Below are 19,775 nucleotides of genomic sequence, written 5' to 3' on the forward strand. Positions count from 1 at the left end.
CGTGATCATCCGAACGGCGGGATGCCCCTAGGAGAAGATCGCGGCGACGGTGACGCCGATCAACAGGCCGCCGGCCGCGAGCCCGATGCCGAACCGGCGGGTCTCGGGCAGGTAGATGCTGCCGCCGGCGACGAGCAGGAACAGCGGGATCCAGCCCCAGTACGACGAGAGGCCGGGCACGATGGTGGACGGCCCGACCCGGGCGACGCAGGGCCCGAGACAGCCGGTGGCCAGGCCCGCGACCAGGCCGGCCAGCAGTCCCCGGTCGAGGAACGGCACCGGGAACGGCGGCGAGGCGACGGTCAGGATCGGGTCCTCCAGGCCGTGGCGGGCCAGCGTCACCACGTACCCGGCCGGGTCGTGCGCCTCGAGAAGACGGCCGTCCAGGCCGGCGGCGTCCTCGACCCGGCAGCCCGCCTCCCGCCATAGCTCGCCGACCACCTCGAACACCTCGTCGTCGCCCTCCGGCAGCCGGCCACCGCGCAGCACCCGCTGCCCGCCCGGCGGCGTCTCGGGCGCACGCAGGAACTGGGCCGGGATCGGCTCGATGCGCAGGCCCGGGTACGCGTGCAGGGTCGCGGCCAGGCGCTGCTCCACGCCCTCGGTCGCCTCCGCCCGCGTCGGTCCCGCACTCTGCGCCACCTGCGCAGGATGTCGCAGATCGGGCCGTCAGGTGCCCGGTTCGGCCAGATCAGGCCGCCCCGTCCGCCACCTGGGCCACTCTGGCCCGCAGCCCGTCGTCGCCCTCGGGCCGCCCGCGGATCGCGCCGATGTCCTCGCGCAGGCCGTCCAGCCAGACCCGCAGGTCGGCGATGATGTAGAGGTCCTGACCGAGGTCGGTGGGCCAGACCTGATGCTCGGTGGAGACCGGCGGCGGCACCATCGCGCCGTGCCGCATCAGGGCCTCGGCGGCGCCGTCGTAGCGGGCGGCCACCTCGGCGGCGGCCGACGTCAGCTGGGTCACGCACGGCAGCAGGCCACCGGCCGGGCAGGACCGCACGAGCGCTTCCGCCCCGCGTACGGCGTGATGCCCCGCGATGAGCGTGGCCTGCCAGTCCAGAGTGGCCTCCCCGTGCCGTTCGCTCTGGTACAGCGCGAACGACGCCTCCGCGAGCTGACCGGCCAGCCGTGCCGTCGGCATCGCGGCCTTCGGCTCGTGACCGTTGGCCATCACGTCGACGGTCTCCCGGATCACGCCCGCCGAGGCCGCGACGAACGTGCCCGCCGCCCGGTGCAGCTCGCCGCCACCGCCGCGCGGCCAGGCGAACAGCCCGATCAGCACGCCGATCGCCGCGCCCAGCACGACATCGAGCACGCGGGCCTCGGCCAGCCGCCAGTCGACGGGCGTGACCTGCGCGAACACCAGCGTGATGACCAGCGTGAACAGGGCCTGCGACCAGCCCAGGCCGACCAGCGGGCCGGCCGCGAACCCGAGCAGCATGACGACCGGCAGCACGATGGCGTAGACGGTCGGGTGCACGCCGGTCACCAGCAGCGCCGCCGCCGCGAGCGAGCCGGCGACCGTGCCGACCAGCGCCGGCCGCAGCGCCGAACGGGTCTCGGCGGCCGAGGTGCGCAGCACGGTGAGGATCGTCAGCAGCACCCAGAAGCCGTGCGACAGGTCGAGGACGCCGGCCAGCAGCCGGGCCGCCGCGAGGGCCGCGGCCAGGCGCAGGGCGCCCTGGAAGGCGACCGAGCGGGGGGTGAGATTTTCCTTCAGGCGGTGCCAGTACAGCGCCGGGGTGCGGCGGTACGCGTACCAGAACGGACCCGGCTGGGCGGCCGGAAGCGTGGGATCCGGATGTCCCGGCTCCTCGCCCCCGGCGATCCGGATCGAGAAGATGAGCGTCTTGGTCCACTCCCCCAGCGCGAGCGCCAGCGCGCCGAGCCGGAGCCGTTCGGGCGGAACCCCGTCCGGGTCGGTGTTCATCCGCGCCGCCCGGAAGTCGGAGAGCGCCTTGACCACGTGCCCCGTGTCCGGCAGCGGCCCGTCGCCGCGCAGCCAGTCCGCCGCGGCCGCCGTGCACTCCGCCGTGCGGCGCAGCAGCCGGGTGGCGGCCGGCAGCGTGACCGAGCCGCGCTCGTCGGTGAAGAACAGGTCGACGGTGCGGCCGAGCAGCAGCCGTGAGGTCCCCGCCGCGGCGCTGAAGGCCCGGTCGCGGCGCCCCGCCGAGGCCGGCCGCAGCAACGGCGGCAGCCGCGAGGGCCGCAGCGCGTCGGCGGCGTCGGTCGCCTCCGGCAGCAACGCCGCCAGCCGCGCACGCCCGCCCGGGTCCCCCTCCCAGGTGTCGGCGACGGCGGCAAGGCACCCCGCCAGCGCGCCGACCGCCGCGCCGAGCTTCTCCCGGTACGGCGCCGGCGACGGATCGGGCCAGAGGACGACCTCGGCCAGGGCCAGCAGCAGGATCGCGAGCGTCACCCCCGCCAGCCGGTAGGGCAGCGAGCCCGGGTCGTAGGGCGGGAAGCACGGCAGGATGTAGAGCAGCTGCATGCCGGCGGCGAGCCCCGCCAGCCGGGGGCCGCCCACGCCCGCGTAGCTGACCGCGAAGCCGAGCACGAACATGCCGGCCGTGGCGGCAACCGTGTTGAACGAGAGCAGCGTGCCCAGCGTGACCAGCACCCAGGCGACCGGGAGCACGATCAGCAGGGTGCGGCCGCGCTGCCGGGGCGAGCCCGGGATCTGCGAGAGGGCGCCGAGGGCGACGGCGCCGAAGAGGGCGTAGGGGGCCATGGCGGGGGCGTTCAGCACGTACCGGCAGAGGTAGAACCCGAGGCAGGCGACCAGCGTGACCCGGGCGGCCCGGCGGACCGCCATGAGCTGGGGATCGCGCCGCCGCAGCCATCGCATCGCCCGATCTTCGCATCCGCCCGGCGTTTTCCCCATCGGCGGCTCGCTCACGGCCGGGCGCGGGCGGCCAGCAGCATCGTGCCCGCGCCGGCGGCCAGGAAGATCAGGGACAGGGTCAGCCAGCCGGGGGCGCCCTGGGCCACGGCGGTCGAGGTGACCACGGCGGGGGCCACGGCGGTGCCGACGGCGAAACCCGTTTGGCTGATGCCCTGGTAGACGCCGGCGGCGCGGGGGTCGGCCAGCTCGAAGGCCAGCTCCCAGCCGCCCGCCTCGGACAGGATCTCGCCGACGCTGTGGGCCAGGACGGCCAGGATCAGGACCGCCACGGCCACGGCGGCGACGGCGTGGGCCGCAACCGCATAGAGGGCGCAAGAAACCACCAGGGCCAGGGCGGCGGCCAGCACCACGCGGCCGGCGGCGGGCACGTCCCGGGCCAGGCGGGCGGCCCGCACCTGGAACAGCGCGACCACGATCGTGTTCAGCACCAGGAGCAGGGCCACCGTGACGGCGGGCGCGCGGGTGTGGCCGGTCACCCAGAGCGGCACGCCCACGGTCAGCAGGCCGAACTGGATGGTCATCACGCCGTTGAGGGCGGAGGCGAGCAGATACCGGCGGTCGCGGAGCGGCGCGCGTACCGGGAAATCGTGCTTTTGACGTGGGGTTTCGGGAACTCGGCGCAGGGCCGCCAGCGAGGACAGCACCAGCAGGGCGGCGACGATCATGGTCAGGCGGTAGGCGGCGGCCGAGCCGACGGCCAGCGCGGCGGCGGCCAGGACCGAGCCGAGGCCGACCGAGACGTTGGTGACCACCCGCAGGCGGGCGCGCACCTGCACCCGGCCGGCGCCGGCGAACTGGCGCGCGAGCAGGGCGGACTGGGCGGTTCGCTGGGCGCCCTGGGCGGCGAGGGCGACGCACGCGACGAGGACGAACGGGACGGCCGAGCGGACGACGCAGTACGCGGCCAGCGCCGCCCCCTGGCCCAGAGCGGCGCCGAGCAGGACCCGCCGGGCGCCGACCCGGTCGGCGAGGTAGCCGGAGCCGAACGCGGACGCCATCCCGGCTCCCCCGGCGATGGTGAGACCGACGCCGACGGTGGCCGGGGACAGGCCGATGACGGTGGTGAAGAACAGCGCGCTGATCGCGAACTGAAGGCCCTTGGCCAGCGAGGCGGTGGCGGCCGCCCAGGTCAGGGCGGACTCGACCGGGCTCGTACGGGTGGTGAGCAGCACCCGTCAGTTGTCCCAGTCCGGCCCCGCACCGCGCGATCGATGTAGCGTATTGCTTCATGGCCATCCGGTACCGGCTCGTCGGGCAGGACCTCGCGGCGGTCCGGTTCGCCATCTCGCCGCTCAACGAGCTCGCCCTGTCGCTGCGCACGTGGCGGGAGCCGGGGCGCTACCCGCTGCACCTGCCGTGGATCCGGCGGATGGAGCGGCAGCGCGAGCGGCTCGACGTGGCGACGCTGTCGCTGCTGGTCAACGACGCGCTGTGGTGCCCGGACTTCGTGACGCCGATGCCGCGCTCGCCGCTCACCCGGCTCGAGGACGAGATGGCGGTGGTGGCCTCGACGCCGGCCGCGGTGGTGGCCCGCGACCTGCACGCGCTGCACGGGCCGGGACGGCTGCCGGCCCCGCTGCGCGGACCGGGCGCCCTGCGGCGGATCGTCGCGGCGCTCCAGGCGTACTGGGAAATGTGCTTCGCCCCGCATTGGCCGCGCCTGCGCGCCCTGCTCGAGGCCGACGTGACCCACCGCGGCCGGGAGATCGCCCAGCGCGGGCTGGCCGCGATGTTCGCCGGGCTGGCGCGGCGGGTGAGCATGGTGGACGACGTGGTCGAGGTCCGCGTGCGATCGAACGTCGACTATGCGCGCGACACGACGGGCGGGCTGACGCTGGTGCCGTCGATCTGGCCGAGCAGCGCGTCGGCGCCGATCTCGCCGCTCGAGCCGCCGATGATCATCTATGCCGCCCGCGGGGTCGGCACGCTGTGGGAGCAGCAGCCGCTGCCGGCGCCGGGCGCGCTCGCCGCCCTGCTCGGCAAGCAGCGCGCGGGGCTGCTCGTGCTGCTCGCGACCCCGGCCTCGTCGACCGAGCTGGCCGCCCGGCTCGGCGTCACGACCACGGCGGTCAACCAGCATCTGCGCGCGCTGCGCGACGGCGGGCTGCTGGTCAGCGCCCGGCACGGGCGGTCGGTGCTGTACCGGCGGTCCGATGTGGCCGATCGGCTCGTAGAGTCACCACGATGAATGCGGTGACCTACCGGACGATGAACCAGGCGGCCGACGACGGGCGCTTCGAGGAGCTGCTCGCGCTCGCCGCGGATCCGTCGGTGAACGAGGACGAGCGGCGGCACGTGGCCCGGGTCGTCGCGCTCGAGGCGCCGATCCCGCTCGCGGCGGCCGCCGTCTCGCTGTTTCCCGACGACGGCGCCGGGCTCATGGCGGCGCTGTGGGACGTGGTGGCGTCGCGGGCCTCGTGGGCTTCGCTCTCGGAGCACCTGACGTCGTCCCGCGTGCGGCATCTGGCGGCCTACGCCCGGGTGCTGCGCGGCGAGGACCTGCGCGGCGCGCCCGGGCTCGACCCGTCGCTGTTCGAGGTGCCGTTCCACCTGTCGCCGTGGGAGTCGGCCCGGTGGAGCACCGAGTGGAACATGCCGTCGTACGACCGGGACGGGCAGCTCGGGTCGCTCTCGTGGGCGTTCCCCGCCGGTCTTCCGCTACCCGTCGTCGCGGACGAGCCGCCGCCGGCGATGGAGCCGTGTCCCGCCCTCGACTCCCTCTCCGAGTTCGTGCGCGGGCACAGTTTCCGGGGCCCGGCCGCGGCGGCGGTTCCGGCCGGTCGCCCGTACGGCGAGTTCGCGTTCGCCGACGCCTACCCGTCCCTGGTGCACCTGGCCAGCGGCGAGGGCGCGTACGTGTTCGCGACGAGCCGCGTCCTCGGCCGGATCGCGCTGTGGAAGGCGCTGCTCGCGCTCGACCCGGCGACCATCTCGATGGACGACTTCGTGGCCCGGCTGCGGTGCGTGGGCTGGCAGGGCGAGCGCGACCCGATCTGGTTCCTGCACCTGGCGATCGAGGACCCCGATCAGGGCATCACCTGGGTGATGGACGGCGCGGACACCGACTGACCTGGCGAGGATGACATATCGTGCCGGGAGCGTAGCTTTCCGTCACTCTTCCGGGGGTCCGATGATCCGCCGCTGGCACCTCGTCGCGTTCGCCCTCCTCGCCGCCCTCGCCCTGGCCTGCGAGGGCGGGGCCGGCGGGGCGACACCGTCACCGTCGGCCACGGCGAAGGGCTATCCGGCGTCGATGGCCGCGCTGGGCGACTCGATCACGGCGGGCTTCGGCTCCTGCGGCACGTACGTGGTGTGCGGCCGCAACTCGTGGTCGACCGGCACCGCGGCCGGGGTCGACAGCCACTACCGCCGGATCCTGGCCGGGAACGCGAAGATCAAGGGACACTCCCGCAGTTACGCCGAGCCCGGCGCGCAGGCCGCCGACCTGTCCGGCCAGGCCGCGGAGGCCGTCTCGATGAAGGCCGCCTACGTGACGGTGCTGATCGGCGACAACGACGCGTGCGCCTCGACGGTCGCCGGCATGACCTCGGTGGCGTCCTTCCGCGACGCGATCGACGAGGCGCTGGGCCGCCTCAAGAAGGGCCTGCCCAAGTCGCGCGTGCTGGTGGCCAGCGTTCCCGACGTCTACCGCCTGTGGCAGCTGGGCAAGGCCGACACCTCGGCCGTACGGGTGTGGAACCGCCTGCACATCTGCCCGGCGATGCTGTCCGCCCCGACCTCGGCCGCGGCCCCCGACGAGGCCCGCCGCCGCGCCGTCCGCGACCGCATCGACGCCTACGACGACCAGCTGCGCGACGCCTGCCGCGCCTACGGCAAGCGCTGCCGCTGGGACGGTGGCGCGGTCCACAGCGTCCGTTTCGGTCTCGACCTGGTCAACCACGTCGACTACTTCCACCCCGACGCGGAAGGCCAGAAGAAGATCGCCGATGTCACCTATCCGGGCCGTTTCACCTGGTGAGCGGGTGGCGGGGATATTCCGTACGTGCGCCGCGCGCGACCCACCTAGACTTGCTGGCCATGCTCACCATGCAGGACGCGCTGGCCCGGTTGACCGCGTACTGGACGGACCAGGGATGCCTGACCGTCCAGCCGATGAACACCGAGGTCGGGGCCGGGACGCTCAACCCGGCGACGTTCCTGCGGGTGCTCGGGCCCGAGCCCTGGCGGGTCGTCTACGTGGAGCCCTCGGTGCGGCCCGACGATTCCCGGTACGGCGAGAACCCGAACCGCCTCCAGACGCACACCCAGCTCCAGGTGATCCTCAAGCCCGACCCCGGCAACCCGCAGGAGCTCTACCTCGGCAGCCTCGCCGCGCTCGGCATCGACGTGGCGGCGCACGACGTGCGGTTCGTCGAGGACAACTGGGCGGCGCCGGCCATGGGCGCCTGGGGCCTGGGCTGGGAGGTGTGGCTCGACGGCCTCGAGATCACCCAGTTCACCTACTTCCAGCAGGCCGGCGGCATCAACCTCGACCCGGTCTCGGTCGAGATCACCTACGGCATCGAGCGCATCATCATGGCGCTGCAGGACAAGCAGCACTTCAAGGACATCGCGTACGCCCCCGGCATCTCCTACGGCGAGGTGTTCGGTCAGACGGAGTACGAGATGTCCCGGTACTACCTGGACGACGCCGACGTGGCCGCCAACCGGCAGCTCCTGGAGCTGTACGCGGCCGAGGCCCAGCGCCTGATCGATGCCGGGCTTCCGGTGCCCGCCCACACGTACGTGCTGAAATGCTCGCAGGCCTTCAACGTGCTCGATGCCCGCGGCGCCGTGTCGACCGCCGACCGCGCGGCCGAGTTCGCCCGGATGCGCCGGCTCGCCGCCGACGTCGCCCGGCTGTGGGTGGCGCGCCGCGAGGAGATGGGACATCCGCTCGGCCTGGTCGAGCCGCTCGCGCTCGCCGCGCCGCACGCCGCGCCGGCCGCCAAGGACGAGACGCGCCCGCTGGTGTTCGAGATCGGCACCGAGGAGCTGCCGCCGTCCGAGTGCCGGGCCGCGCTCAAGTACATGACGGAAGCGGTCACCGACGGGCTGAAGAGCACCCGCCTGGCCCACGGCGAGGTGCGGGTCTTCGTGACGCCGAGGCGTCTGGTCGCGGTCGTCGCCGGCGTCGCGGCCCGCGAGGACGATCACGTACGGACGGTGCGCGGCCCCAAGCTGGCGCAGGCCTACGCGGCCGACGGCACGCCGACCAAGGCGCTCGAGGGCTTCGTGCGCGGCCAGGGCGCCGATCTGGGGCAGGTCGCCGAGCGGGACTTCAACGGCGTACGCCATGCGGTTGTCGAGAAGCACGAAGCCGGCGGCGCGGCCGCGACCGTCCTCGCCCCCGTGCTCGCGAAGGTCGTCGCCGGCCTGCGCGCGTCGAAGAACATGCGCTGGAACGATCCGCAACTGTCCTACAGCCGGCCGATCCGGTGGCTCGTGGCGCTGTGGGGCGACGACGTGGTGCCGGTGTCGGTGGGCACCCTGGCCGCCGGCCGCACCACTCGCGTGCTGCGCACCGCGGCCACCCCGGCCGTCGAGATCGCCTCGGCCGAGACGTTCATGGAGACGCTCGCGTTCAACGGCATCGTGGCCGACCCCGAGGACCGGCACGAGCTGATCGTGACCGGCGCCCAGGACCACGTCTATCCGGACGGCCGGGTCGACGTGCGCGGCGAGGCGGCGCTGATCGAGCAGATCACCTACCTGGTGGAGGCGCCGACGCCGCTGCTGGGCACGTTCGACGAGAGCTACCTGGCGCTGCCGGACGCGGTGCTCACCACCGTGATGCGCAAGCACCAGCGGTACCTGCCGGTGCGCGACGCCGAGGGCGCGCTGCTGCCGATGTTCGTGACCGTGGCGAACGGGCCGGTCGACGTCGAGCTGGTGCGCACCGGCAACGAGGCGGTGCTGCGGGCGCGCTACGAGGACGCCGCGTTCTTCTACCGCGCCGACCGGGAGCTGCCGCTCGCCGAGATGCGCTCCCGCCTGTCCCGGCTGACCTTCACCGACAAGCTCGGCTCGATGGCCGACCGGGCCGCGCGCATCTCCTCGCTCGCGACGGCGATCGCGGCCGATCTCGGGCTCTCGTCGGCGACCCTGGACCGGGCCGCCGAGCTGCTCAAGTTCGACCTCGGCTCGCAGCTGGTCACCGAGATGACCAGCCTCGCCGGCGTGATGGCCCGCGACTACGCGCTGCACGCCGGGGAGTCGCGGGCGGTGGCGCAGGCCGTCTACGAGGCCGAGCTGCCGCGCAACACCGGCGACGACCTGCCGGCCTCGGTGCCGGGCGCGCTGCTGTCGCTGGCCGACCGGCTCGACCTGGTGACCGGCCTGGCCGCGACGGTGGGGCTGCCCACCGGCAGCAGCGACCCGTTCGCGGTGCGGCGGGCGGCGCTGGGCCTGCTCGCGGTGCATCGGGCGCATCCCGCGCTGGCCGGTCTCAGCCTCGCCGACGGCCTGCGGGCGGCCGCCGAGCGCCAGCCGGTGCCGGTCCCGGCCGAGGTGCCGGCCGCGGTCGCCGAGTTCCTGGCCAAGCGTCTCGAGCAGCTTCTGGTCGAGGAAGGCAACCCCGTCGATCGCGTACGGGCGGTGCTCGTCCACGCCGACCGGCCGTCGATCGCGGCCGGCCTGCTGGGGCAGCTGGCCGAGGTGACCGGCAACCCCGACTTCGTGGCCGTCGCCGAGGCGATCCAGCGGGCCCGGCGCATCGTCCCCGCGTCGACGCCGGCCGGCTACGACCCCGGCGTGCTGAAGGAGCCGGCCGAGGTGGCGCTGCACGAGGCGGTGACCGTCGTCGCCGCGGAGCTGGGCTCGTCCGCCGAACCGGACCTGCTGCGCTTCACCACCGTGGCGGCCCGCCTGGTCGAGCCGCTGGCCACGTTCTTCGACGACGTCTTCGTGATGGCCGACGACCCGGCGGTGCGCGCCGCCCGCCTCGGCCTGCTCGCCACGGTCCGCGACCTGGGCGAGGGCCTGCTCGACTGGCCGGCGCTGCAGCCACGCTAGCGAGCCTCGAGGACGGCCCTCATATCGGCGATCGCGTCTCCACGGGCGCGGTCGCCGTCAGTCGCCCGCCAGTTCGGCCGGGGCGCGCATGTGCCAGGCGTCGGTGACCAGCTCGGTGAGGCGGTCGGCCGGGCACACCGGCAGCCGCAGCATCACCAGCGGCAGGCCGTCGTAGCCGGGCGTGGTGAAGAAGAGGTCGGGCTCGCCGAGCACCAGCGCCTGCTTCTCGGCCTCGTCGCCGACGTACAGAACCGCTATGTCGGTCCGGATGACACGCGGCTTGCCCGGTAGGCGCTCGGGATAGGACCACACGAAGCCCTTGTTGCCGACCCGGAAATCGAAGCCGTCGCTGTCGATCTCCTCGACCCCGGGCAGGGACAGCGCCAGGCGGCGTACGTCATCGGCGTCGGCCACCGCGACAGACTACTCCCAGGTGGTCGCGTGCTTGTCGAAGTCCTCGCTGTGCCGCGGGATCACGCAGAGGATGTGCCCGCCGGGCGCGCGCAGGATGCGGCAGTCGAGCCACCGGTTGATCTCGACGGCGCCCAGCGCGAGCAGGCGGCCCGTCTCGGCGTCGAGGTCGTCGGTCTCGAGATCGACGTGGTAGCGGGCCTCGGCGTCGACCGACTGCACGGCCAGGGTGAGGCCGGGCAGCGCGCCGGGCAGGGAGGTGAACTGCTCCTCCCCCGGCACCGGCCGGGCGGGCACGCCGAGCGCGGCGGACCAGAAGGCGGCGGCCGCGGGCGCCTCGGCCACGGGCACGTCGATGAGCACGGTGGAGAGTCGGCTGCGATGCATCCCGGCAATCTAGCGCGCCATCAGTGCCTCAGGGTGAGCCTGAGGAGGTTCTCGTTGTCCAGGGCGTAGAGCGCGTGCATGGTGAACGTCGGGAACCGCCACTGATCGGACGGGCCGTACTCGTAGTCGCGGTCGCGGTGGGGATCGGTGCTCTGGTCAGGCCGTCCCAGCGCCACCCACAGGCTGCTCCGCTTGGGGATCGTCCCGCCCCGGCCCGGGATCGCGCCCGGGTACGGCCCGAAACCCGCGTCGCCGTGGAAGTGCAGGTAGATCATCGTGATCGTGCCGAGCTCGTCGGTCAGCAGCGAGACACCGAGCGACGGCGACTGGTAGGACAGCGACAGGCTGCCCGCGGGCTGCAGGCGGTACTCGCGGCAGATCCCCTGGGCGAACGGGTCGCCGAGGTTGCGGCCGAGCAGCTGCGTGAGGTCGGACGCCATGGCTGCACAGAGTAAGAGAACACGAACGGCTTCGAAAGATGCTTCCCATGGCGTTTGTGTGATCGCCATGTCACGGTAGCCGCTCGGTCGATCGAGTAACGTCGACTGCTGTCCGGGACCCCCGGCGAAGGTCGTCGGTGACCGAGTCCCGTGGAGGACCACATGGCAGACCGACGTCAGGTGCTGCGCATGGGCGCCGTCGCCGCCGCAGCGCCGGTGCTCACCGCCGCCATAGCCGTCCCCGCCGAGGCCGGGGAACGCACCCATGGCCGTTTCGCTTCGGAGGTGTTCGGCCACCGCGGCGCCTCGGGCTACCGCCCGGAGCACACGCTCGCCTCGTACGAGCTGGCCGCCCGGATGGGCGCCGACTACATCGAGCCCGACCTGGTCTCGACGAAGGACCACGTGCTGGTCTGTCGGCACGAGCCGGAGATCGGCGGCACCACCGACGTGTCGACCCGCCCCGAGTTCGCGGGCCGCAAGAAGACCGTCCTGCTCGACGGGGTCAGCACCACGGGCTGGTTCACCGAGGACTTCACCCTGGCCGAGCTCAAGACGCTGCGCGCGGTCGAGCGGCTCCCCGCCGTGCGCCAGCGCAACACCATCTACAACGGACTGTTCGAGGTGCCGACGTTCCAGGAGATGCTGGAGCTGCGGGCGAAGCTGTCCAAGGAACTCGGCCGTGACCTGGGCGTCATCCCGGAGACGAAGCACCCCACGTACCACCGTCGTCTCGGTCTTGAACTTGAGGGGCCGCTGCTGCGCACCCTGCGCCGCTTCGGCCTCGACCACCGCGGCGCGAAGGTCTGGATCCAGTCCTTCGAGGCCGCCAACCTGCGTGCCCTGCGCCCGCAGACCCGGGTCAACCTGGTGTTCCTGACCAGCGCGTCGGGCTCGCCGTTCAATGACCCGAAGACCTACGCGCAGTACCTCACGCCGGCCGGCCTCCAGGAGCTGTCGCGCTACGTCGACGGCATCGGCCCGGACAAGGCGCAGGTCATCCCCCGCAACGCCGACAACACGCTGGGCACGCCCACATCGCTGGTCCGGGACGCGCACGCGGCCGGCCTCAAGGTCATCCCGTACACGTTCCGCGCCGAGAACCAGTTCCTGCCGGCCGACTACCAGACCGGCACCGACCCGAACGCGTACGGCCGGGCCTTCGACGAGCAGATCACCTATCTGAAGGCCGGGATCGACGGCCTGTTCACCGACCAGGCCGACATCGGCGTCCTGGCCCGCAAGCTGCGCGGCTGACCCCACCGCACCCCCGCCCGGCGCCCTTTGCTCTGCTTACCGATACGCGCATCGTGCATATCGATTCACGAGGCGCGTGGAGGTAAGCAGAGCAGGGGCACGGCGGCGCGGTCCCGCTCGCTTCGCTCTGCTTACCGATACGCGCATCGCGCATATCGATTCACGATGCGCGTGGAGGTAAGCAGAGCAAAGGCACGGCGGAGCGGTCCCGCGCGGTGCCGGCCACGATGCGCGCGGAGGTAAGCAGAGCAAGGGCACGGCGGAGCGGTCCCGCGCGGTGCCGGCCACGATGCGCGCGGAGGTAAGCAGAGCAAGGTCACGGCGGCGCGGTCCCGCTCGCTTCGCTCTGCTCACCGATACGCGCATCGCGCATATCGATTCACGATGCGCGTGGAGGTAAGCAGAGCAAAGGGCGCGGCGGAGAGGTCCCGCGCGGTGCCGGTCACGATGCGCGTGGAGGTAAGCAGAGCAAGGGGCGCGGTGCCGGGCCGTCGATCGGCGGGGCGATCAGTGCTTGGCGACGATCGTCGGGTAGATGTGCTCGAAGCTGAGCGCCTTGCCGAAGCCGGTCGCCACGATGAAGGTTATGCCGAGCAGGACGCCCAGCACGACCACGGCGAACAGCGTGAAGCCGAGCGCGCGGCCGGCCGGGCGGGCCACGCCGCCGGCGTCCGACCAGGCCAGCGAGCGGATGCCGAGGGTGAACAGGATCGGCAGGCCGGCGCCGAGCACCAGGCCGGCGAGCAGGACGCGCCAGGCGCCGTCGAGGGCGAAACCCAGGTTGTTCATCTCAGACCCTCTCGGCCATCAGCGGTCGCGCGGTCTCGCTCGGCGGGGCTACCACCGTGTCCCAATCGTCGTTGACGTTGTGGCTGCTGACGGGCAGGCGGCGCGAGCGCAGCCACATGCCGGTCGCGGCCACCACCAGCAGGGCGAACACCACGATCGCGCCGGGCAGGCCGCCGATCAGGTTGCCGACCCACCACATCGCGGCGCCGACCATGCCGGCCGCGGGCAGCGTGATCAGCCAGGCGGTGACCATGCGGCCGGCCACCCGCCAGCGCACCTCGGCGGCGGGACGGCCGACGCCCGAGCCGAGCACCGAGCCGGTGGCCACGTGGGTGGTGGAGAGCGCGAAGCCGAGGTGGCTGGACGCGAGGATGACGGCGGCCGAGGCCGACTGGGCGGCCATGCCCTGGGCGGGGGCGATATCGACCAGACCCTTGCCGAGCGTACGGATGATCCGCCACCCGCCGAGGTAGGTGCCCAGCGCGATGGCCAGGGCGCAGGCCACCTTCACCCACAGCGGGATGCTCTTGGTGTCGGTCCAGTTGCCCGAGGCGATCAGGGCGAGCGTGATGACGCCCATCGTCTTCTGCGCGTCGTTGGTGCCGTGGGCGAGCGAGACGAGCGAGGCGCTGCCGATCTGGCCCCACTTGAAGCCGCGTTCCGCGTACCGGACCGCAAGCCCTGTTGTGATCTTGAAAATGATCCAGGTGCCGGCGGCGGCGATCACGCCCGCGATGACCGGTGACATGACGGCCGGCAGCAGGACCTTGCCGACCACGCCGTCGAGCTTCGTGCCGTTGCCGTTCCAGTTGACCCCGGCCCAGCCCAGGCCCGCGATGCTGGCGCCGATCAGCCCGCCGAAGAGGGCGTGCGACGAGGACGACGGCAGGCCGAGCAGCCAGGTCAGCAGGTTCCAGATGATGCCGCCGACCAGGCCGGCGAGGACGATGAGCAGCAGCGCCTCGCCACCGTTCGCGGTCAGCGACTCCTTGGGCGTGCCGTCCGAATTCTGGATCTTGACGACCGCGTTCGTGACCGTGAGCGCCACCTGCACCGACAGGAACGCGCCCACCAGGTTCAGCAGGCCCGAGAGGGCAACCGCGGTCTTCGGCTTGAGCGCCTTGGTCGCGATGGTGGTCGCCATCGCGTTCGCCGTGTCGTGGAACCCGTTGGTGAAGTCGAAGGCCAGCGCCGTCACGACCACCAGGGCGAGGATGACCGAAGCTTGAGTCACGTCGTGATGGTCACCCGGATGGATGGCCGCTAGCCAGAGGATGAACATCACCTTTTCGATGTTCCATCCTCGTTAACCTGATGTTTCCCGAACGTGAACGCAGAGTGGTCAAATAGCTACATAAAGTGAATGGCCGAGGCTGCTGGCCCCGGCCGTTCATGTGAGGTTCATCATTCGGTAGGCGGGTCGACCAGCGGCCAGCCGCCGGCCGCCAGGTGCGCCGAGACCCGGGCGACATCCTCGGGCGTCGCCTGCTGGAGCATCTCGTCGCTGATCATGTCCTCGATGTCCTGGCCGCTGATCGCGTCGTCGGACAGCAGCGACTGCTCGGCCAGCGCCTTGGCGACCTCGCGGATCTCGTCCTCGGACAGCTTGCGGCGGAGCAGACCGAGCAGCGCGACGTAGTCCTGCCGAGGCACCCCGGCCGGGTAGCCCGCACGCAGCCACTCGACGCTGCGCGTGAGGAAGTTGGAACGGCTGTCGCTCAAGGCGCTCTCCCTGTCAGTGCTTGTCGACGATGGTCGGGACGACGTGCTCGAAGCTGAGCTGCTTGCCGAGGCCGCTGGCCACGATGAACGTGATGCCGAGCACGATGCCGGCCAGCACCACCGCGAAGAGTATCCAGCCGAGCACCGTGCCGGCCGGGTTCGCCTTCGGCGAGACGCCCTCGCCGTGGACCTCGGCGTCGCCGCCCGTGCCCCAGGCCAGCGACCGGACGCCCAGGGCGAAGATCGCCGGCAGACCGGCGCCGAGGATGAGCCCCGCGAGCAGGACCTTCCAGGCCGCTTCGAAGGTGAACTGCAAGTTGTTACCCATGCTCCGCCCCTCTCAGCTCGCCGCGCCGGCGGGAACCCGCTCGTTCGGAACGGCGTCTTCCCAGTCGTCGTTGACGTTCTCATGGCTGACCGGCACCCGGCGCGAGCGCAGGTACATGAACACGGCCGCGGCGATCAGGAGCAGGAAGATCACGATCGCGCCGGCGGTGCCCCCGATCAGGTCGCCGATGTACCACATGATCGCGCCGACGATGCCCGCCGCCGGCATCGTGATCAGCCAGGCCGACACCATCCGGCCCGCGACCCGCCAGCGCACCTGCGCGCCCGGCTTGCCGACGCCGGAGCCGAGGATCGACCCGGTGGCGACGTGGGTGGTGGAGAGCGCGAAGCCGAGGTGGCTGGACGCGAGGATGACCGCGGCCGAGGCGGACTCGGCGGCCATCCCCTGCGGCGACGTGATCTCGACCAGACCCTTGCCGAGCGTACGGATGATCCGCCACCCGCCGAGGTAGGTGCCGGCCGCGATCGCCACCGCGCAGCAGACCTTCACCCAGAACGGGATGCTCGAGGTCGAGGTCCAGTGGCCGGAGGCGATGAGCGCGAGGGTGATGACGCCCATCGTCTTCTGCGCGTCGTTGGTGCCGTGCGCGAGGGAGACCAGCGAGGCGCTGCCGATCTGGCCCCAGCGGAACCCGTTCTCGGTGTACTTCTTGGCGACGCCGACCACGATGCGATAGATGAGCCAGGTGCCGACGCCGGCGACGACACCGGCGATCACCGGGGACAGCACGGCCGGGAGAATCACCTTGCCGACCACGCCGTCGAGCTTGGTGCCGTTGCCGTTCCAGTTGACGCCGGCCCAGCCGAGGCCGGCGATCGTCGCGCCGATGAGGCCGCCGAAGAGGGCGTGCGATGAGGACGACGGGAGGCCGAGCAGCCAGGTCAGCAGGTTCCAGATGATCCCGCCGACCAGGCCGGCCAGGATGATCAGCAGGAGTGCCACGCCGCCGTCCGCGGTCAGGGACCCCTTGGGTGCGCCGTTCGACTCCTGAAGCTTGACGACGGCGTTGGTAACGGTCAGCGCGACCTCGACCGAGAGGAACGCGCCGACGAGATTCAGCAGCCCGGAGAGGGCGACGGCAACCTTCGGCCGCAGCGCGCCGGTGGCGATGGACGTGGCCATCGCGTTGGCCGTGTCGTGGAATCCGTTGGTGAAATCGAAACCGAGGGCGGTGACGATCACCAGGACCAGGATGACCGTTGATTCTGTCACACGGCCAGCCTCGCGCCGTAAAGGTCAGACTTGAAGACCTGCAGGTCAGCGCACTGAGAGTTCGACCGCCGTTGGACAGTGCAACATACAGCGTTCGCCGACTTGTCAGCCGTGCCGACGTTTCCGCCCGCGGCGGCGCCGGCCGGGTCACCAGGCCCGGCCGGCGCGAGGCGCTCAGGGTGCGGGGGTCAGGACGACCGTGGCCGAGCCGGTCTGGGCCGGCGTGCCGGTGTCGGTGTAGGAGGCCACGAAGACGGCCGTCAGGTTGTCGGCTCCGGCGTGGCCGGCGTCGACGAACGTGGTTATCTGGCCGGTGCAGCCCGAGGACGTGGAGAGCGGGTGCCCGTGCTGGTCGTGGCCGAGGATGTAGGTCACGGTGACGCGGGCGCAGTCGACCGGGGCGTCGTCGGTCACCGCCACGTTGTACGTGACCGTGTCGCCGAAGTGGAACACCTGGTCGGCGGTGGGGGTCACGAACGACACCGTGGGGGCCAGGGTGCCGACCGGGAGGATCACCTCGGCGGCGGCCGAGCGGCCGGTGCTGTCGGTGACCTTCAGGACGGGACGGTAGTTGCCGTTGGCGGTGAACGTGTGGGTGGCGTTCGGCGCGGTCGAGTCGACCCGGCCGTCGGCGTCGAAGTCCCACGCGTAGCGCAGCGCGTCGCCGTCCGGGTCGGTGGTGCCGGCGCTGGAGAACGACACGGTCAGGGGCGCCTGGCCCGAGGTGGGCGTGGCCGCGGCGACCGGGATCGGGGTGCGGCCGCCGCGGACGAAGTCGAAGCGGGACAGCTGGGCGTCCGGGTTCTCGGCGAAGTAGCCGTCGCCGTACTCGAGGACGTAGAGCGCGCCGTCGGGGCCGAACTCGAGGTCCATCGGGTTGTCGAAGACCAGCTCCGGCAGCACGTCGTCGATCTGCGTCACCTGGCGCGACGAGGACAGGTGGAACGCCTTGACGTAGTCGCGGGTCCACTCGGCGAACAGCGGCAGTCCGTCGAACGAGGACGGCCACTTGGTACGCGACTTGAGCCGGGCGTCGTAGTGGTAGGCGGGACCGCCCATCGGCCCGATGCCGCCCGTTCCCAGCTGAGGAAAGGCGCTGGTCACACCGTACGAGTAAATGACCTCCGCCTTTTCGACCGGCGGGAGGTTCCGCAAGCCCGTGTTGTGCGGCGAGTCGTTGACCGGAGCGGCGCAGTCGAAGGGTGCGCCGGACACGCCCGTGGCGAAGTCGTAGTCGACGTAGGGCTGATCGGGGGCCACGCAGTACGGCCATCCGTAGTTCGCCGGCCGGGCCACCGCCATCCAGCGGCCCAGTCCGGCCGGTCCGCGCGCCGGGTTCGCGGCCTGCGCGTCCGGCGAGTAGTCGGCCAGGTAGACCACGTCGGTGCGGGTGTCGACGGTGAACCGGAACGGGTTGCGCAGGCCCATCGCGTAGATCTCCGGCCGCGTCTTCGCCGTCCCCGGCGGGAAGAGGTTGCCGCGCGGGATCGTGTAGCCGCCGTTGCGGCCCGGTTTGATCCGCAACAGCTTGCCGCGCAGGTCGTTGGTGTTGCCGGCCGAGCGCTGCGCGTCGAAGACCGGGTTGCGGTCGGCCCGCTCGTCGATCGGCGCGTACCCGTCGGAGAAGAACGGGTTGCTGTCGTCGCCGGTGGACAGGAACAGGTTGCCCCGGCTGTCGAAGTCGATCTTGCCGCCGACGTGGCAGCACATGCCGCGGTCGGTGCCGACCTCGATGATCTTCTGCTCGGTGCCGAGCCGCAGCGTGCTGCCGGTCAGCTTGAACCGGGACAGCCGCATGACGCCCTTGAACGGCGCGAAGTCGGCCGCGGTGCCCTCGGACGGCGCGTCGCCCTCGTTCACGGTCGGCGTCGCCGGGTCGTCGGCCGGCGTGTTCAGCGGGGGCGAGTAGTAGACGTACACCCACTTGTTGTGCGTGAAATCCGGATCAAGGGCGATTCCCTGTACGCCCTCCTCGTCGTGCTGATACACGGGAATCTTGGCGGCGAGCACGTTGCGCCCGGTCGCCGGCTCGTGGATGCGCACCTCCCCGGTGCGGGCCGTGTGCAGCACGCGCCGGTCGGGCAGGACGGCGAGCGCGATCGGCTCGCCCGGGAAGTCGTCGAGGGTCACTTTCTGGAAGTCGGAGCCGGGTGGCAGGTCGTGGCCGGGATGGGCCACGGCCGTGCCGGGCAGCGCGAGTACGGCCGCGCTGATCAGAGCGATGGCGGCCCGCATCAGAAGCGCACGTTCGCCAGGTAGTCGAAGCCGACCTTGGCCGTCGTGAGCGCGTCGGCCGGGGACCGCGGCGGGGTGCCGGCGTCGTCGCGCTCCACGATGTACTCGATCAGGCCGGCCTCCTGGGACCGCGCGAAGATGCGGCCGAAGTCGATCAGGCCGGTGCCCGGGTCGGCGAAGCTCGCGTTGACGTCGAGGTCCTTGACGTGGACCTGCTTGATCCGGCCGCGCAGCTGCGAGATCAGGTCGACCGGGTCGTGCGCGCCCCGGAACGCCCAGAACAGGTCGACCTCGAGGTGCACCAGGCGCGGGTCGGTCTCGCCGGTGAGGATGTCGTAGCCGGTCTGCGAGGTGCCGCTCTGACGCAGGAACTCGGCCTGGTGGTTGTGGTAGCCGAAGTCGAGCCCGGCCCGGCGGGCCAGGGCGCCGGCCTTGTTCAGGTCGCGGGCGAAGGCCCGGTAGATCGCGGCGTCGCGGATCGGGCCGCCGGCGTTCTGCCCGAAGAACGGGTGGACGATGTACTTGTTGCCGACGATGTTGGCGTCCTCGAGCGCGGCCTGCCACACGTTCGCATCGAACGGCTGCGGGATGCCGACGTGGCCCGAGGTGGCGCGCAGCCCCGCGTTGTCGAGGGCGGCGCGGAACTGCGCGGCGGTGCGGCCGACGAAGCCGGCGTGCTCGACCCGGGTGTATCCGATCGCGGCGAGCTCGGCGAGGCTGTCCTCGAGGTCGATGCCGAGCTGGTCGCGCAGCGTGTAGAGCTGCACGCTGATCTGGTCCCGTGGCACCCGGTGAAGCCGGCCGTGCCCTCCGGCCTGAGCGGCGCCGGAGATGCCCAGGGAGCCGGCGGCGCCGGCGACGGCGGCAGCGCCGAGAAGTTGGCGGCGGTTCAGTGACTGCGGCATTGCGGTCTCCTTTGAACGGCTGTCCAGGCGCAACGTAACCAGATGTTTCGTCCACTGTGAAGCCAAGTTTCTTCAGATCAGGCAAAAGTTCGTGCTGATCATGCGAAACGTCGGTCGTCACACATAGTGAGCACACAGGCCCTTTTCAG

At 72.0% G+C, this 19,775-nt stretch carries 18 protein-coding genes; 5 read left to right on the forward strand and 13 right to left on the reverse strand.

Features of this window, described 5'->3' with window-relative positions:
- Positions 1 to 27: 27 nt before the first annotated feature.
- Genes ACZ6TB_RS02595 through ACZ6TB_RS02605 form a run of 3 tightly spaced genes read right to left on the reverse strand, consistent with a single transcriptional unit; the run spans position 28 to position 4,077 of the window.
- Positions 28 to 642, reverse strand: coding sequence for a hypothetical protein (locus ACZ6TB_RS02595; protein ID WP_465549756.1), 615 nt, complete (start codon positions 640 to 642; stop codon positions 28 to 30).
- 49 nt (positions 643 to 691) lie between these two features.
- Positions 692 to 2,848: an FUSC family protein gene (locus ACZ6TB_RS02600; RefSeq protein WP_465549758.1), complete on the reverse strand. Its 2,157-nt coding sequence runs from the start codon at positions 2,846 to 2,848 to the stop codon at positions 692 to 694.
- 47 nt (positions 2,849 to 2,895) lie between these two features.
- Entirely contained in the window at positions 2,896 to 4,077 is a 1,182-nt protein-coding gene (locus ACZ6TB_RS02605; RefSeq protein ID WP_465549760.1) for an MFS transporter, read from the reverse strand.
- 56 nt (positions 4,078 to 4,133) lie between these two features.
- Between ACZ6TB_RS02605 and ACZ6TB_RS02610 the strand changes: the two genes are divergently transcribed.
- The 4 genes from ACZ6TB_RS02610 (at position 4,134) to ACZ6TB_RS02625 (ending at position 9,919) form a co-directional block, all read left to right on the forward strand.
- On the forward strand, positions 4,134 to 5,093 hold the full coding sequence (locus ACZ6TB_RS02610; protein ID WP_465549762.1) for an ArsR/SmtB family transcription factor: 960 nt from the start codon (positions 4,134 to 4,136) through the stop codon (positions 5,091 to 5,093).
- A complete protein-coding gene (locus ACZ6TB_RS02615; RefSeq protein ID WP_465549764.1) occupies positions 5,090 to 5,974 on the forward strand; it encodes a hypothetical protein in 885 nt (294 codons plus the stop codon). The genes ACZ6TB_RS02610 and ACZ6TB_RS02615 overlap by 4 nt, the downstream gene beginning before the upstream one ends.
- Positions 5,975 to 6,035: 61 nt before the next feature.
- Positions 6,036 to 6,884 (forward strand): SGNH/GDSL hydrolase family protein, encoded by an 849-nt coding sequence (locus ACZ6TB_RS02620; protein WP_465549766.1) that lies wholly within the window; start codon positions 6,036 to 6,038, stop codon positions 6,882 to 6,884.
- Between the two features lie 59 nt (positions 6,885 to 6,943).
- Positions 6,944 to 9,919 (forward strand): glycine--tRNA ligase, encoded by a 2,976-nt coding sequence (locus ACZ6TB_RS02625; RefSeq protein WP_465549769.1) that lies wholly within the window; start codon positions 6,944 to 6,946, stop codon positions 9,917 to 9,919.
- Positions 9,920 to 9,976: 57 nt separating this feature from the next.
- Here the strand turns inward: ACZ6TB_RS02625 and ACZ6TB_RS02630 are convergent, their stop codons facing one another.
- From ACZ6TB_RS02630 to ACZ6TB_RS02640, 3 genes are read right to left on the reverse strand one after another with little or no spacing between them, the layout of a single operon-like run.
- Entirely contained in the window at positions 9,977 to 10,333 is a 357-nt protein-coding gene (locus ACZ6TB_RS02630; RefSeq protein ID WP_465549771.1) for an MmcQ/YjbR family DNA-binding protein, read from the reverse strand.
- Between the two features lie 9 nt (positions 10,334 to 10,342).
- Complete coding sequence (locus ACZ6TB_RS02635) at positions 10,343 to 10,717, reverse strand: VOC family protein (RefSeq protein WP_465549773.1); 375 nt, start codon at positions 10,715 to 10,717, stop codon at positions 10,343 to 10,345.
- A gap of 20 nt (positions 10,718 to 10,737) precedes the next feature.
- Positions 10,738 to 11,157 carry a hypothetical protein gene (locus ACZ6TB_RS02640; RefSeq protein WP_465549775.1) on the reverse strand — a complete coding sequence of 140 codons (420 nt, stop codon included), beginning with the start codon at positions 11,155 to 11,157 and terminating at the stop codon, positions 10,738 to 10,740.
- 162 nt (positions 11,158 to 11,319) lie between these two features.
- Here ACZ6TB_RS02640 and ACZ6TB_RS02645 point away from each other — a divergent pair, with 162 nt between their 5' ends.
- The gene (locus tag ACZ6TB_RS02645) at positions 11,320 to 12,414 is read left to right on the forward strand and encodes a glycerophosphodiester phosphodiesterase (protein ID WP_465549777.1); all 1,095 of its coding nucleotides are present in this window, start codon (positions 11,320 to 11,322) and stop codon (positions 12,412 to 12,414) included.
- A 507-nt stretch (positions 12,415 to 12,921) separates the two neighbouring features.
- On the opposite strand, the gene ACZ6TB_RS02650 is transcribed toward ACZ6TB_RS02645, so the two are convergent.
- From ACZ6TB_RS02650 to ACZ6TB_RS02680, 7 genes are all read right to left on the reverse strand, one after another.
- Positions 12,922 to 13,203: a hypothetical protein gene (locus tag ACZ6TB_RS02650; protein ID WP_465549779.1), complete on the reverse strand. Its 282-nt coding sequence runs from the start codon at positions 13,201 to 13,203 to the stop codon at positions 12,922 to 12,924.
- A 1-nt stretch (position 13,204) separates the two neighbouring features.
- Positions 13,205 to 14,437, reverse strand: a complete 1,233-nt coding sequence (locus ACZ6TB_RS02655; RefSeq protein ID WP_465549781.1) for an inorganic phosphate transporter — start codon at positions 14,435 to 14,437, stop codon at positions 13,205 to 13,207.
- Between the two features lie 170 nt (positions 14,438 to 14,607).
- Positions 14,608 to 14,925, reverse strand: a complete 318-nt coding sequence (locus ACZ6TB_RS02660) for a DUF3349 domain-containing protein (protein WP_465549783.1) — start codon at positions 14,923 to 14,925, stop codon at positions 14,608 to 14,610.
- A gap of 13 nt (positions 14,926 to 14,938) precedes the next feature.
- The gene (locus ACZ6TB_RS02665) at positions 14,939 to 15,253 is read right to left on the reverse strand and encodes a hypothetical protein (RefSeq protein WP_465549785.1); all 315 of its coding nucleotides are present in this window, start codon (positions 15,251 to 15,253) and stop codon (positions 14,939 to 14,941) included.
- Positions 15,254 to 15,265: 12 nt separating this feature from the next.
- Positions 15,266 to 16,486: an inorganic phosphate transporter gene (locus ACZ6TB_RS02670; protein ID WP_465549787.1), complete on the reverse strand. Its 1,221-nt coding sequence runs from the start codon at positions 16,484 to 16,486 to the stop codon at positions 15,266 to 15,268.
- Between the two features lie 174 nt (positions 16,487 to 16,660).
- Entirely contained in the window at positions 16,661 to 18,721 is a 2,061-nt protein-coding gene (locus tag ACZ6TB_RS02675; protein WP_465549789.1) for a PQQ-dependent sugar dehydrogenase, read from the reverse strand.
- Positions 18,721 to 19,626 carry a sugar phosphate isomerase/epimerase family protein gene (locus tag ACZ6TB_RS02680; protein ID WP_465549791.1) on the reverse strand — a complete coding sequence of 302 codons (906 nt, stop codon included), beginning with the start codon at positions 19,624 to 19,626 and terminating at the stop codon, positions 18,721 to 18,723. The genes ACZ6TB_RS02675 and ACZ6TB_RS02680 overlap by 1 nt, the downstream gene beginning before the upstream one ends.
- Between the last annotated feature and the right edge of the window lie 149 nt (positions 19,627 to 19,775).

The organism is Actinoplanes sp. NPDC051537 (genome assembly GCF_055586105.1).

Bases quoted from the DNA above. Each gene is read 5' to 3' on its own strand.
- ACZ6TB_RS02600 (WP_465549758.1), bottom strand. From the start codon at position 2,848: ATGCGATGGCTGCGGCGGCGCGATCCCCAGCTCATGGCGGTCCGCCGG.
- ACZ6TB_RS02610 (WP_465549762.1), top strand. From the start codon at position 4,134: ATGGCCATCCGGTACCGGCTCGTCGGGCAGGACCTCGCGGCGGTCCGG.
- ACZ6TB_RS02615 (WP_465549764.1), top strand. From the start codon at position 5,090: ATGAATGCGGTGACCTACCGGACGATGAACCAGGCGGCCGACGACGGG.
- ACZ6TB_RS02620 (WP_465549766.1), top strand. From the start codon at position 6,036: ATGATCCGCCGCTGGCACCTCGTCGCGTTCGCCCTCCTCGCCGCCCTC.
- ACZ6TB_RS02625 (WP_465549769.1), top strand. From the start codon at position 6,944: ATGCTCACCATGCAGGACGCGCTGGCCCGGTTGACCGCGTACTGGACG.
- ACZ6TB_RS02635 (WP_465549773.1), bottom strand. From the start codon at position 10,717: ATGCATCGCAGCCGACTCTCCACCGTGCTCATCGACGTGCCCGTGGCC.
- ACZ6TB_RS02640 (WP_465549775.1), bottom strand. From the start codon at position 11,157: ATGGCGTCCGACCTCACGCAGCTGCTCGGCCGCAACCTCGGCGACCCG.
- ACZ6TB_RS02645 (WP_465549777.1), top strand. From the start codon at position 11,320: ATGGCAGACCGACGTCAGGTGCTGCGCATGGGCGCCGTCGCCGCCGCA.
- ACZ6TB_RS02650 (WP_465549779.1), bottom strand. From the start codon at position 13,203: ATGAACAACCTGGGTTTCGCCCTCGACGGCGCCTGGCGCGTCCTGCTC.
- ACZ6TB_RS02665 (WP_465549785.1), bottom strand. From the start codon at position 15,253: ATGGGTAACAACTTGCAGTTCACCTTCGAAGCGGCCTGGAAGGTCCTG.
- ACZ6TB_RS02675 (WP_465549789.1), bottom strand. From the start codon at position 18,721: ATGCGGGCCGCCATCGCTCTGATCAGCGCGGCCGTACTCGCGCTGCCC.
- ACZ6TB_RS02680 (WP_465549791.1), bottom strand. From the start codon at position 19,626: ATGCCGCAGTCACTGAACCGCCGCCAACTTCTCGGCGCTGCCGCCGTC.